This is a genomic window from Rhizobium sp. P1_C7 (assembly GCF_056406295.1).
On the sequence record NZ_JBFUAL010000018.1, the window covers coordinates 13,773 to 26,093 of the forward strand.

A 12,321-nucleotide genomic window follows, 5' to 3' on the forward strand; every position below is an offset into this window, starting at 1 on the left:
GTGAACAGTTCACACAGGATTGAAAGCCATTTCGACGTTGCCCCGCATGGCTCTCGAGAAGGGGCAGATCCGTTTTGCCCGTTCGATCATTGTCGTGGCGACATCTCGCTCAAGATCGGGGATGTGAATGGCAAGTCGAACGCCGATAACACACCCGTCGTTATCGGATGACAGATCCACTTCGGCATGGATCCTGACGTCGGCCGATAGTTTGATCCCATCGTCCTTGGCCACCTGCGCGAGGGCGCTCGCGAAACTTGCCGACCACCCGACGGCAATGAGCTGCTCCGGATTTGTCCCTATCGGGGCCGAACCGGGGTCAGATAGCCTGATGTCAAGGACACCATCGGAACTGCGGGCGACGCCATTTTCGCGTCCGCCACTGGTTTCGGTCGTTGCCGTGTAGAGCATAGTCTTGTGCATGGGTTTGTTCTTTTTGGCTGTGAACTGAGCTTCAGGAAATTCGGCGCGCGGGGTGCGCGCGCCGAGAATTTCAGCCGGACTTCCGCAGGCTGCGGAAGCCGGCGCGGACTTCGTCGGTGAAGAGCTTCGGCTGCTCCCAGGCTGCGAAGTGACCGCCCTTTGGAAGCTTGTTGTAGTAGACGAGATTTGGATACGCCTTTTCGGCCCAGCTTCGAGGTGTCTGGTAGAGCTCGTCGGGGAAGGCGCTGACGGCAACCGGCACATTGACCCCCTTGGGGGCAAAGAATGCGAGCTTGTTTTCCCAGTACAGGCGCGCGGACGAGACGCCCGTGTTCGTCAGCCAGAACAGCGTCACGTTGTCGAGCACATCGTCGGGGCTGAGGCCTTCCCCCTGACCGTCGAACGAGCGGGCGATCATTTCCAGGCTGCGTCCGTCGTGATCGAGCATGTATGTCGCAAGCGCGATGGGGGAGTCCGCCAACCCGGCCAACGTCTGCGGGCGGGTCCCCATCAGGAAGGCGTAGTAGACGTGCTTGTAGAAGAATACCAGCTGGTCGTAGGAGCTCTTCTCCTCATCCGAGAGCCCTGCAGGAGCCGGGGCACCGGCAAAGGATGCCTGGTTGAGCTCGGCCGGGACTGCGCCGGGCATGTTGGTGTGGATACCCAGCAGTTCCGGCGGCGCTTGTACACCTATGAGGTCGGTGACGAGCGCTCCCCAGTCGCCCCCCTGTGCGACAAACTGCTTGTAGCCAAGGCGCCGCATCAGGGTGATCCAGGCCGTTGCTATCCGTTCCGGCCCCCAGCCGGTTGTCTCCGGCTTTCCGGAAAAACCATAGCCCGGCATCGAGGGTATCACGAGGTGGAACGCGTCCGATGCGCTTCCGCCATGTGCCGTCGGGTCTGTCAGCGGTCCGATAATCTTCAGTTGCTCGATGATCGAGCCCGGCCACCCGTGCGTCACGATAAGCGGAAGCGCGTTTTCATGCTTGGAGCGCACATGGATGAAATGGATGTCCAGACCATCTATTTCGGTGATGAAATTCGGAACGGCATTGATCCGGGCCTCGGCCTTGCGCCAGTCGTACCCGTTCTGCCAACGGTTCAGGACCTGCTTGATCGTCTTGAGTGGCACACCTTGCGAAAAGTCGGAAACTGTTTCCTTCTCGGGCAGCCGCGTACGGGCCAGTCTGTTGCGAAGGTCGATGAGGTCTGCCTCCGGCACATTCACCTGGAACGGACGAATTGCATCGGCATCGGTCGCCGCCGCATTCGAAGGCGTCGGAAGAAGACTTACAACGCCTAGAGCAGCAATCCCGGACGCGGCGGCACCCAATAGGCGACGGCGGTCCTGGTCGATAATGTCAGTTTCAGTCGCGGTCATGTTCATTTTCCCCGTGAGTAGCGTTTGAAACGTCTGCACGTCTGTGCTGCCCAAAGAGGTACGCCCCGGAGGTCGAAACCACACGTTAGGCGTTGTTAGATGTTCATAGGCGGCCGCTCCTTGCAGGAAACGAGGATCTGACAGTGTTCGGAATCTGCGTGACGCTGCGTCCAGGAGCCGCGGCGGGGCAGGAACGGCGCAAATGGCAGCTAATGACGTCTAACAACGCATAACGTGCTATTCCCGTCTCGGCGAAGTAGCTCTTTGGGCAGCACAAACGTGCAGACGCTCAATCATCAACAGCTGCCGAAAGGAAATTCGCTATGACCTCCAAGGTTCTCTTTACTGGCAAGACACACAACACCAACGGTCGCGACGGCGGGGCACGCAGCAGCGACGGTCTCCTGGACATCAAGATGAAGCAGCCGCATCCGGCCGCCGAAAACCTCTTCGGTGCGGCCTGGTCGGCCTGCTACATGGGTGCGATAGAGGTCGCCGCTTCCCAGAGACACATCAAGCTTCCTGCCGGAACCTCGGTCGATGCGGAGATCGATCTGAACGCAGATGAAGGGTCCTACTTCCTGAGCGCTCGTCTCAACGTCAGCGTGCCCGGTGTCGACCCTGTGGTTGCGCGTGAACTGCTTGATGCCGCACACAGCATTTGCCCTTACTCCAAGGCGACCCACGGCCACATCAACGTTGCGACCAACCTCATCTGAACGGATCAATCGGGTCTGCCTCGTGAAACAGGCAGACCCGACCAGGTGTTTGAACATGTGAACGCAAAGCAGCCACCGACTGTGGCATCAAGGTTTGGAGGCAGCAAATGATCAGGCCCGCTCGATCCGACCCATATCATGACTTCGCCGACGTGCTGGACATCACGACCTACGAACCGTTGCCCGACGATTGGCTCGTCGGAATTACGGATGTCGTCGGGTCCACCTCGGCAATCGCTTCGGGCCGCTACAAGGACGTCAACTACGCTGGTGCGTCGGCGATCGCGGCGCTGGGAAATGCTTGGAACAGCTTCGATTTCCCGTTCGTGTTTCGCGGTGATGGTGCCGCCTTCGCCTTGCACCCTGACCGCAGGGAGATTGCGATCTCAGTTCTCCAGCAAATCGCTTGCTACTCCCGAAACGAGCTTCAACTCGATCTGCGGATCGGCCTGGTCTCGGTAAAAGATATACGATCAGGCGGCAGCGACGTGAGAGTTGCCAGATATGCAGCGTCGGAGACCGCCACCTATGCGATGTTCGCCGGGGGCGGCCTGAATTGGGCCGACCGACAGATCAAAGCGGGGAGGTATGTGATACCGCCCGGATCGGGGGATGCGACGCCCGACCTGACAGGCCTGACCTGCGAGTGGGCACCTATCCCCAGTCAGCGTGGCGAAATCCTTTCCCTCCTTGTGGAGCCCAAGGACCATGTCGAGCCCGAGATCTTCACGATGCTGGCGAGGCGCCTGCTTGCGATTTTCGACACTGGAGTGCGAGGTTCGCACCCCGTACCGGACGATATCGCTGTTACGAAGGATGTCGAAGCCTATCTCGGCGGCAAGGGTTGGGCGGACGTGGTTTCCAACTCGGACTATCGCAGGTACGACGACGTTTTGCGTTTGACGTTGGACTGCACAGCCGAACAGATTGACGCTGTCGAAGCACTTCTGGTTTCAGCCACGCAACGTGGCGAGATCAACTTTGGACTGCATCGCCAATCCCATGCCCTCATGACTTGTCTGGTCCCCTCTGGCAACCCGAATGCTCACCTTCATTTCCTGGACGGAATGGGTGGTGGATACACAAAGGCTGCTGCGATGCTTGAAGCTCAAAGTGTTCGACTTCGCCCGGACGTTGCCACTGCCTGATGCGAGCAGTCTGCCTGATGCGAGGAGTCCACCCACTGCCTCGTCGGCACGTTCAATCGCAATGGGACATGATGATCGGCACCGCGGTCAAACTGGTCAGCCGGCTCGAAGGGCTCTGCACGCCGCTTGCACGCAGCGTGCTGACATCTTGTGCGGGCGGAAAGGACAAAGGCGTTGGTACCTTTGGGTGAGCCGATACTGCGCCGGCATCGCCAGCGCCCCTGGTCTGCCGGAAGACTGAGGTCCCGGAGGGGAGGGTAAGAACGCCTCGGGGGACATGGAGCCGAAGCTCACTGACGGACCGGGGCCGCCACAATTGGCAGTTCCACGCTAAAACGTCGGAAGTGTGAGACAAGTAGGTCGATCAGCACACGGGTCCTTGGGTTCATGTCACGTCGGTGTGGCCATACGGCCTGAATTGGCAGTCCCGGCGGATTGAATGCCGCCATGACCGGCATTGCCGATCCCTCGTTAAGGGCGTCGGCAATCAACCACTCCGGCAGCTGCGCTATGCCGGAGCCACGCAACACACAGTCGAGGATGGCTTCATAGTTTCCGATACTGAAGCTGCCGGAAACGTCGGTCTGCCTGACCAACCCGGTTTCGTCGGCCATCAACCAGGGAGCTGGCCCGTCGGCCCGTGAATAGGTAATGCAGTCGTGGCCGCCAAGATCGGAGATCTGTTGTGGTGTGCCACGGCGCGCGAGATAGTCGGGGGCTGCGCAGATAACGATGTTCTGGGTGCCAAGACGCCGCGCGACCAGATCGGCGCCGCCTCCGACCTGGCCGATTCGAACCGCCAGATCGATGCCATTTTCGACCAGATCCGTTATCCGATTGGAAAAGCTGATATCGAAGGTCAACATCGAATAGGTCTGCGACAATTCGAAGAGCATCGGCATGATCACCTTGCGGCCCAACAGTTCCGGCAGGTTGATTCTGATCTTGCCTGCAGGTTCTCGCTTTCTGGATGTCAGCGTGGATTCGGCGGCTTCAAGCTCGTTGAAGGCCCGCTGGCATGCTTGCAAGAACAGCATCCCATCCTCTGTCAGCGTCATTCGTCGCGTGGTCCGGTGAAACAGTCGCGCGCCGAGGCGCGCCTCAAGTCGAGCCACGGCCTTTCCGACAGCAGAACTCGTCAGGCCGAGCTTGAGGGCTGCGTCCGAGAAGTTTTCGCTCTTGGCCGCCTGCATGAAAGCGCGGATCGCCGTCAGATGTTCGCCCGAAAACATGCGCCCTCATTATGGAATTGAATTCCGATAATTACGGAATACCCGGATCAGCACGGAATTAAAACCTCGATTATGGTTCCGCCGACGCGCCGGAGTTGATGGCGCGACCAAAAAAGGGAACAGATCGATGGAAAGCCTGTCAGCAAAAGAAGGGCATCACGACGACTACGCACTCACCAGAGTGCCACCTGAAGCACGCTACTCATGGATATCCGTCGCCTTGCAGCGTTTCGGACAGCTGTCGTGCCTTTCCCAATTCATGGTCGGTGCACTGCTCGGCTTCGGCATGACCTTCAAGGATGCCTTTCTGGCACTGACATTCGGCGCGGTCATCCTGGAGGTCGTTTCGATCTTTGTCGGCATCGCCGGCCAGCGGGAAGGGCTCGGGACGGCGATGCTTGCGCGATGGACAGGGTTTGGAAGACACGGCTCAAGCCTGTTGTCACTGGTCGTCGCCATCAGTCTCGTCGGCTGGTTTGCCGTACAAAACGCGATATTCGCGTCGGGCATGCTGTCCCTGGCAGGCGGATTGCCGCTTTGGGGCTGGGCGCTGGCGTGCGGTCTTGCGGTGACGCTGGTTGTGATCTTCGGCTTTTCCGCAATGGCATGGCTGGCATACGTTACCGTTCCGGCCTTTCTCTGCCTGGCGGGCTGGTCGATATTCTCGGCGCTGCGCACGCATTCGTTGGAAAGCCTGCTGAATTCTCCGGCTCCCGGCCCGGCCCTCAGCCTGACTGCTGGTGCAACGATGGTTGCCGGCTCGTTCATCATCGGTGCAGTTGTCACACCCGATATGAGCCGCTTCAACCGATCTGCGTGGGACGTGGTAAAACAGACCGTCGTCAGCATTACCTTTGGGGAATACCTCGTCGGCCTCATAGGCGTGCTGCTCGCTCACGCCGTAGGCAGCGCCGACGTTGTTACCATCATCGTCACCACGACGAGTTTTGCAGGTATCGTCATCCTGGTTGCGTCCACGATGAAGATCAACGACTGGAACCTCTATTCCGCATCGCTCGGGGTCGTGAACTTCTTCCAGAGTGTCTTTGGAGTTTCGCTCAACCGGACCACGGCCACCTTCATCATCGGATCGTGCGGAACGCTGCTGTCGCTCTGGGGTGGCCTGGAACAGTTCACCGGCTTTCTCATCGTGCTCGGCGTTGCCATTCCACCGGTCGGCGGCATCATGACAGTCGACTATTTCATTTTGCGCAGACAGCGCCCTCTGCTCGACGCGTCCGCAAAACAGGGCAGGCTGCCCGATGCGGTCGAAGACTGGAATATACCCGGTCTGGCTAGCTGGGCCATCGGCTTTGCCGTCGGCTTCTATGTCACCGCCGGCATTCCATCAATCAACGCTCTCGTCGCCGCCGGCCTCTCCTACTGGCTTATTTGCGTGCTTCTGCCGCGACGTACAAGCGAACCCGCATCCAAAAGTGCCTGATCACCGTAACCGCATCCGCCACTGTCGCCGGGTGCATCTCAACCAAGGACTGAAACATGCTTGAAGATAAGACCGTCGCCGTCATCGGCGGAACCTCCGGGATTGGCCTGCGGGTCGCGGAGATTGCGATTTCTCTTGGCGCATCCGTCATCGTTGGAGGTCGCGATGCTGAGCGGCTAGCCAAAGTCGTCGAGCGGCTCGGCCCCTGCGCACGCGGAGCACCCATTGACAATCTCGACCAGGTTTCGATCAGAGCCTTCTTCGAGACCGCAGGGGTAATCGATCATCTCTTTACGCCAGGAGCCTCCTACGCGCGCGGCCGGATCGACGAGGCCAGCGATGACGTCGCCGAAAGCTCCTTCAAGTCGAAATTCTGGGGACAGTATTACGCTGTCAAGCATGCCCTGCCTTACCTTGCAAAGGACGGATCGATTACTTTGATGGCCGGCGCCTACAGCGTCCGCCCGGCGGCGAACGGGGCGGCCTACGGTGCCTGCAACGCTGCCATCGAGGGTCTTGGCCGGTCGCTCGCTGTCGAGCTGGCGCCGATCCGGGTGAACGTGACATCGCCCGGCACCATCGACAGCGACCTCTGGCGCCGCCAGCCAACTGACGTACGCGACGCATCCTTCTCCTCCTACAGTGACGTCGCCCTGCTCAAGCGTGTCGGGACGACCGACGAAGTCGCGGGCACTGTGATCTTCCTCATGCAGAACGGCTTCATGACCGGTTCCACTCTGTATCCCGACGGAGGTTTCGCACTGAGATGAAACGGGCTCTGACAAAAGAAGACATCGAACCTGCCGTCCTCGGGGGCGCAATTCTCGGCGGTGGCGGCGGCGGATCGATTGCAGAAGGAATGCGCGAGGCGAACCTGGCTATGGATGCCGGAACGCCGCACTTGTGGAGTATCGACGAGCTTCCATCCGAGACACTCAGTGTGACTGTCGCACTCGTCGGCGCTCCTTCCTCGCCGGACGCCCACGTTCGTGCCGGGCACGCTCTCAACGCACTGGGTCGCATTCGGGTGGAAGAACCACGCATCACCGCCCTGAACACGAATGAGAACGGTGCTCAAACAACGGTCAACGGCTGGCTGCAGTCTGCCGTGACTGGCCTGCCGGTGCTCGACTTCGCCTGCAACGGCCGCGCCCATCCGACCGGGCTAATGGGGGCAATGGGCCTGCACCGGCAAAGTGAGTTCCGCTCGCTTCAGGCTTTCGCAGGAGGCGATGCCTGGCATCTTGTGCAGGGATTTGTCTGCGGGAAACTGGACCGCACCGCCAATCTCGTGCGCCACGCCTCCATCGAGGCAGGTGGTCTCGTTGCCGTCGCCCGCAACCCGGTTTCCCTGTCTTATGCGGTGAAAAACGGTGCGCCCGGCGCCATCAGCCAGGCCATCGCGGTGGGGCATGCGCTGCTCGATGGCGGCGTCCCGGCCGTCGCTGGTCTTCTGAGCGGAACGATTGCGCACCAGGGCGACGTCATTGATTACCGATGCGAGCGTCGCGATGGTCTCGACGTTGGTCATGTCACTCTGTCGGCAGGGGCAACACTGCGCTTCATCAACGAGTTCATGACATTTGACCGAGATGGCCTGCGCATGGCCTCGTTCCCTGATTTGATCATGACGTTTGACGATGCGGGGTATCCAGTCGTCTCAGCCGACATTGTGTCCGGACAGACGCTGACGGTGCTGACGGTACCGCGTCGCAGTCTTCTGCTCTCCTCGACAATGTCGATGCAGGATTTGTTCGAGCCCTTGAATTCGATCCTGGGGTCGAGTACGTCATCGCGCACCTCCGGCGTTTTGCTTGCAGATGGCGACCCAATCTGAAGATGACCATTTCTAGTAGACCAGGCTGTCTCCCCCTCGGGGACCACCGCTTAACCGCGTCGTTGCAGCGCTTTCTGGCGACCACATTTCATCGTGACGCGCGCGCGAAAATAACCTCATAGTCGACATGAAACATATTCTGTATCTATTTGATAAATTGTTATATTTGTCGGCAGTCAGTTTGGTTTCTCCGGCTGCGACGGACCGGCCCCGACAATCTTCATGTTTTATGTGCGTAAATATCCATAATAGTTTTGATTATTTAGTATTTCCTAAAATTATTGTCGGATTTTGCTGTCCGTGAGGCGGATCAGGCGCGCCTCTTCCTAGCCGTCAATTTGAAGATTGGCGTGACGCGCTGCGTCGATCAACGCCAAGCGTGCATCGGCCGCGGAGAGCTTCCCTTCGAGCACGGCGGCACAGGCCCTGAGCGCGCGGGCAAACGGTCTCCCGGCGAGAACCGGCCACTTGTCCGCAAGAAGCCAGGCTGCTTCCTGCGTGTTCTTGACCATGTACCTTGCCGAGCCGATGGCAATGATTACCGGTCTGTTCCAGAGTTTTTCGTCAGTCATCAAACACCTCACCGGGCGACTAAACGCAGGTGCGCGAGTTTGGTTCCCGTCGCGACGAGCTTGAACGACAAGCGGGGAAACATCGTGTGAACGGGCCATCGGTCGTTATCGAGTGACAGGCCAATGCCCTTCGTTTCTGCTCTGTTGCGTATTCAAAGCCAGAAAGGCGTCGCGACGACGCAATGATGTCGACTTGTGACGCTTTTGTCTCTCGAAGGCATGTCTGTTTTGGGGGATGATCCGGTTTACTTCCTATCAGTGGGTGTCGCTCAAATGGCTTCTCAGGATCCTCTCCTTCAACCCTTTCAACTGAAGCATCTGACGCTCAAGAACCGCGTCATGTCGACGGCCCACGAGCCGGCCTATTCCGAAAATGGAATGCCCACGGATCGGTATCGGCTCTATCACCTCGAAAAGGCCAAGGGCGGCATCGCCCTGACGATGACCGCAGGCTCGGCAGTCGTGTCTGCGGACTCGCCTCCCGCCTTCGGCAATCTGCACGCCTATCGCGACGAGATCGTACCGTGGATGCGCAAACTCACGGACGACTGCCATGAATACGGCACCGCCGTGATGATCCAGCTCACCCACCTTGGGCGACGAACCGGGTGGAACAAGGGCGACTGGCTGCCGGTACTGGCACCCAGTCCAATTCGCGAGACCGCACATCGAGCCTTTCCCAAGGAGGCCGAGGAGTGGGACATCGCGAGAATCGTCGAGGACTATGTTTCGGCTGCCCAGCGCATGCAGGCGGCCGGTCTCGATGGTATCGAGTTCGAAGCCTACGGACACCTCATGGACGGGTTCTGGTCTCCGGCGACAAACACCCGCGACGACGAATTCGGCGGTGGGTTGGAAAACCGCATGCGATTTTCCATGATGGTCACGCAGGCGGTTCGCAAGGCCGTCGGACCGGATTTCATCGTCGGTATTCGCATGGTTGCGGATGAAGATTGGGAACAAGGCCTATCGCGCGAGGATGGCGTCGAGATCGCGCGCCGGCTGGTTGCTTCAGGAACCGTCGATTTTCTGAACGTCATCCGCGGCCATATCGATAGCGACGCCGCCCTCAACAACGTGATCCCGATCCAGGGCATGGCGTCGGCGCCACATCTCGATTTTGCCGGCGAGATCAGGGCAGCGACAAGATTTCCGGTGTTTCACGCGGCTCGCATTGCAGATGTCGCCACAGCGCGGCATGCGATTGCCGAAGGAAAGCTCGATATGGTCGGGATGACACGCCCGCACATTGCCGATCCCCACATCGTTCGTAAGGTCGAAGCCGGCGAGGAGGCGCGCATTCGCCCCTGCGTCGGCGCCACCTACTGTCTCGATCGCATCTATGAAGGCGGCGAGGCGTTGTGCATCCACAATGCGGCGACCGGCCGTGAAGGTGAGCTTTCGCACATCGTCGAGAAGGCGCCGACGCCAAGGCGGGCGGTTGTCGTCGGCGCAGGGCCGGCAGGCCTGGAAGCCGCCCGCGTCCTGGCGGAGCGCGGGCACAAGGTCGACCTTCTCGAGGCCAGCGGCAGGGCCGGTGGGCAGGTCAACCTCTTGGTTCGCAATCCGCGCCGCAGGGAAATGATCGGCATCGTCGATTGGCGTCTGGACGAACTGGAGCGCCTCGGCGTGGCCATCCACTACAATGTCTATGCAGGGTCGGACGACGTTCTGGCCTTTGAGCCGGATCTGGTGGTTGTTGCGACGGGTGGTATAGCGCAATCGCCCGTGCTCGACGCTGGAGAAGACCTTGTCACCTCCTCCTGGGACATTCTTGCAGGCGCCGTGAAGCCTGAGAGAAACGTTCTGCTTTTCGACGACAACGGTGCTCATCCGGGAATGTCGGCAGCGGAGGTGATCGCCAATAGCGGCGCAGAGCTGGAGCTGGTCTCTCCGGAGCGTTTCTTTGCTCCTGAGATGGGCGGAATGAACCACGTGCCGTATGCCAGGGTGTTTGCCGAAAGGGACGTGAAGGTCACCATCAATACCCGCCTGAAGGCCGTTCGGCGCGACGGCAACCATCTCGTGGCCGTGCTCGGATCCGACTATGCGCAGAAGACACAATGGGAGCGTCGCGTGTCCCAGGTCGTCGTGGAGCACGGGACGATGGCCAATGCCGACCTCTACTTCGAGCTCAAGCCGCTTTCGCGCAATCTGGGAGCCGTCGACTATGCGGCGTTGATCGCGCGGCGATCGCCGCTACCCTTGCGCGGAGCAACCAGTCGTTTTGACGTCGTTCGGATTGGAGACGCCGTGGCAAGCCGCAATATTCACGCAGCAATCTATGAGGCGTTTCGCATCTGCACGCTTTTGTAGAGCCGCATCGCGAACGATCATCCCGATCGCGACGCCATGTCGACAAGGGCATTGAAAGAAAGCCCCAATGCGCCAGTTTTTGACGCAATGGGAATGGCGCATGCCGGATCAATGAAGGCTCAATGGGCATGCCGGCTGACGCGGTGCCGCCGGCGCCCGGGTTCACGTACACCGCGACCAGAGGGAACAAGAAAATGAAAGTGCTTTTGGCTTCCACCGTTGTTGCTGTCGGGCTTCTTTCTCTCAGTGGCGCTGCTTCCGCCGCTGAGTGCGGCGATGTCACGATCGCCAACATGAACTGGCAGTCCGCCGAAGTCGCAGCCAATATCGACAAACTGATTCTCGAGGCGGGCTACGGCTGCCACGCCGAGCTGGTCGTCGGCGACACCGTTCCAACCTTGACCTCCATGGCAGAGAAGGGCCAGCCGGACATTGCTCCGGAGGCATGGGTCAGCTTGCAGCCGGAAATCGTCAACCGTGGCTTGACCGACGGCAAATTCGTCAAGGCCGCAAAGATACTGTCCGACGGGGCCATTCAAGGCTGGTGGATCCCGAAGTATATTGCCGACGCGCATCCGGACATCAAGACAATCCCCGACCTCTTGAAACACCCGGACCTCTTCCCGGCGCCTGAAGACAAGAGCAAGGGTGCCGTCTTCAACGGTCCGCAGGGTTGGGGCGGTACAGTGGTGACCGCGCAGCTCTTCAAGGCCTATGGTGGTGAGAAGGCGGGCTTCACGCTCGTCGACACCGGCTCGGCCGCAGGTCTCGACGGCTCGATCGCCAAAGCCTACGAAGCCAAGCAGCCCTGGGTAGGCTATTATTGGGCACCGACCGCTCTCCTTGGCAAATACGAGATGGTCAAGCTCGGCTACGGCGCCGAATACAACGCCGACGAGTGGAAGCGCTGCACGTCAGTTGCAGACTGCGCCGATCCGAAAGAAAACGCCTGGCCGTCGGACAATGTCGAGACGCTTGTCACCAAGACATTTGCCGACCGTGCAGGTCCTGAGGCAATGGACTACCTCAACAAGCGCGCCTGGACAAACGACACCGTCAACAAGCTGATCGCGTGGATGTCGGACAACCAGGCGAGCGGCGAGGAGGGCGCGAAATACTTCCTCAAGAACAACGCCGACCTGTGGACGAAATGGGTGTCGCCTGAGGTTGCCGAAAAGATCAAGGCCTCCCTCTGACACCTGTTAGAATGCGGGCGGTGATGCCGCCCGCCAACACCCCGGCGCGACGG

General features: G+C 59.8%; 11 protein-coding genes and 1 pseudogene. 8 read left to right on the forward strand and 4 right to left on the reverse strand.

The window, feature by feature from the left end; translation table 11 throughout:
* Positions 1 to 9: 9 nt before the first annotated feature.
* Together AC1D2R_RS23355 and AC1D2R_RS23360 are read right to left on the reverse strand one after the other, a co-directional pair.
* Complete coding sequence (locus AC1D2R_RS23355) at positions 10 to 423, reverse strand: Ohr family peroxiredoxin (protein WP_477970961.1); 414 nt, start codon at positions 421 to 423, stop codon at positions 10 to 12.
* 70 nt (positions 424 to 493) lie between these two features.
* Complete coding sequence (locus tag AC1D2R_RS23360) at positions 494 to 1,804, reverse strand: epoxide hydrolase family protein (RefSeq protein WP_477970963.1); 1,311 nt, start codon at positions 1,802 to 1,804, stop codon at positions 494 to 496.
* 323 nt (positions 1,805 to 2,127) lie between these two features.
* Here AC1D2R_RS23360 and AC1D2R_RS23365 point away from each other — a divergent pair, with 323 nt between their 5' ends.
* The 3 genes and pseudogenes from AC1D2R_RS23365 to AC1D2R_RS23375 all read left to right on the forward strand — a co-directional run.
* Positions 2,128 to 2,523 carry an Ohr family peroxiredoxin gene (locus tag AC1D2R_RS23365; protein WP_477970965.1) on the forward strand — a complete coding sequence of 132 codons (396 nt, stop codon included), beginning with the start codon at positions 2,128 to 2,130 and terminating at the stop codon, positions 2,521 to 2,523.
* 107 nt (positions 2,524 to 2,630) lie between these two features.
* On the forward strand, positions 2,631 to 3,671 hold the full coding sequence (locus AC1D2R_RS23370; protein ID WP_477970967.1) for a DUF3095 family protein: 1,041 nt from the start codon (positions 2,631 to 2,633) through the stop codon (positions 3,669 to 3,671).
* 74 nt (positions 3,672 to 3,745) lie between these two features.
* Positions 3,746 to 3,932 (forward strand): annotated as a pseudogene (locus tag AC1D2R_RS23375) (hypothetical protein); the annotation flags it as partial.
* A gap of 29 nt (positions 3,933 to 3,961) precedes the next feature.
* Here the strand turns inward: AC1D2R_RS23375 and AC1D2R_RS23380 are convergent.
* On the reverse strand, positions 3,962 to 4,903 hold the full coding sequence (locus AC1D2R_RS23380; RefSeq protein WP_477970969.1) for a LysR family transcriptional regulator: 942 nt from the start codon (positions 4,901 to 4,903) through the stop codon (positions 3,962 to 3,964).
* A 127-nt stretch (positions 4,904 to 5,030) separates the two neighbouring features.
* Here AC1D2R_RS23380 and AC1D2R_RS23385 point away from each other — a divergent pair, with 127 nt between their 5' ends.
* From AC1D2R_RS23385 to AC1D2R_RS23395, 3 genes are read left to right on the forward strand one after another with little or no spacing between them, the layout of a single operon-like run.
* Positions 5,031 to 6,347 carry a purine-cytosine permease family protein gene (locus tag AC1D2R_RS23385; RefSeq protein WP_477970971.1) on the forward strand — a complete coding sequence of 439 codons (1,317 nt, stop codon included), beginning with the start codon at positions 5,031 to 5,033 and terminating at the stop codon, positions 6,345 to 6,347.
* Between the two features lie 56 nt (positions 6,348 to 6,403).
* Positions 6,404 to 7,117, forward strand: a complete 714-nt coding sequence (locus AC1D2R_RS23390) for an SDR family oxidoreductase (RefSeq protein ID WP_477970973.1) — start codon at positions 6,404 to 6,406, stop codon at positions 7,115 to 7,117.
* Positions 7,114 to 8,184 (forward strand): S-methyl thiohydantoin desulfurase domain-containing protein, encoded by a 1,071-nt coding sequence (locus AC1D2R_RS23395; protein ID WP_477970975.1) that lies wholly within the window; start codon positions 7,114 to 7,116, stop codon positions 8,182 to 8,184. The genes AC1D2R_RS23390 and AC1D2R_RS23395 overlap by 4 nt, the downstream gene beginning before the upstream one ends.
* Positions 8,185 to 8,510: 326 nt before the next feature.
* On the opposite strand, the gene AC1D2R_RS23400 is transcribed toward AC1D2R_RS23395, so the two are convergent.
* Positions 8,511 to 8,756, reverse strand: coding sequence for a DUF982 domain-containing protein (locus tag AC1D2R_RS23400; RefSeq protein ID WP_477970977.1), 246 nt, complete (start codon positions 8,754 to 8,756; stop codon positions 8,511 to 8,513).
* Positions 8,757 to 9,029: 273 nt separating this feature from the next.
* Here AC1D2R_RS23400 and AC1D2R_RS23405 point away from each other — a divergent pair, with 273 nt between their 5' ends.
* Together AC1D2R_RS23405 and AC1D2R_RS23410 are read left to right on the forward strand one after the other, a co-directional pair.
* Complete coding sequence (locus AC1D2R_RS23405) at positions 9,030 to 11,072, forward strand: oxidoreductase (protein WP_477970979.1); 2,043 nt, start codon at positions 9,030 to 9,032, stop codon at positions 11,070 to 11,072.
* A gap of 194 nt (positions 11,073 to 11,266) precedes the next feature.
* Positions 11,267 to 12,268: an ABC transporter substrate-binding protein gene (locus AC1D2R_RS23410; protein ID WP_477970981.1), complete on the forward strand. Its 1,002-nt coding sequence runs from the start codon at positions 11,267 to 11,269 to the stop codon at positions 12,266 to 12,268.
* The last annotated feature ends 53 nt before the right edge of the window (positions 12,269 to 12,321 follow it).

What these genes read in the sequence shown, in the direction of transcription:
- AC1D2R_RS23355 (WP_477970961.1), bottom strand. Translation starts at nt 423, where the DNA reads ATGCACAAGACTATGCTCTACACGGCAACGACCGAAACCAGTGGCGGA.
- AC1D2R_RS23360 (WP_477970963.1), bottom strand. Translation starts at nt 1,804, where the DNA reads ATGACCGCGACTGAAACTGACATTATCGACCAGGACCGCCGTCGCCTA.
- AC1D2R_RS23365 (WP_477970965.1), top strand. Translation starts at nt 2,128, where the DNA reads ATGACCTCCAAGGTTCTCTTTACTGGCAAGACACACAACACCAACGGT.
- AC1D2R_RS23370 (WP_477970967.1), top strand. Translation starts at nt 2,631, where the DNA reads ATGATCAGGCCCGCTCGATCCGACCCATATCATGACTTCGCCGACGTG.
- AC1D2R_RS23380 (WP_477970969.1), bottom strand. Translation starts at nt 4,903, where the DNA reads ATGTTTTCGGGCGAACATCTGACGGCGATCCGCGCTTTCATGCAGGCG.
- AC1D2R_RS23385 (WP_477970971.1), top strand. Translation starts at nt 5,031, where the DNA reads ATGGAAAGCCTGTCAGCAAAAGAAGGGCATCACGACGACTACGCACTC.
- AC1D2R_RS23390 (WP_477970973.1), top strand. Translation starts at nt 6,404, where the DNA reads ATGCTTGAAGATAAGACCGTCGCCGTCATCGGCGGAACCTCCGGGATT.
- AC1D2R_RS23395 (WP_477970975.1), top strand. Translation starts at nt 7,114, where the DNA reads ATGAAACGGGCTCTGACAAAAGAAGACATCGAACCTGCCGTCCTCGGG.
- AC1D2R_RS23400 (WP_477970977.1), bottom strand. Translation starts at nt 8,756, where the DNA reads ATGACTGACGAAAAACTCTGGAACAGACCGGTAATCATTGCCATCGGC.
- AC1D2R_RS23405 (WP_477970979.1), top strand. Translation starts at nt 9,030, where the DNA reads ATGGCTTCTCAGGATCCTCTCCTTCAACCCTTTCAACTGAAGCATCTG.
- AC1D2R_RS23410 (WP_477970981.1), top strand. Translation starts at nt 11,267, where the DNA reads ATGAAAGTGCTTTTGGCTTCCACCGTTGTTGCTGTCGGGCTTCTTTCT.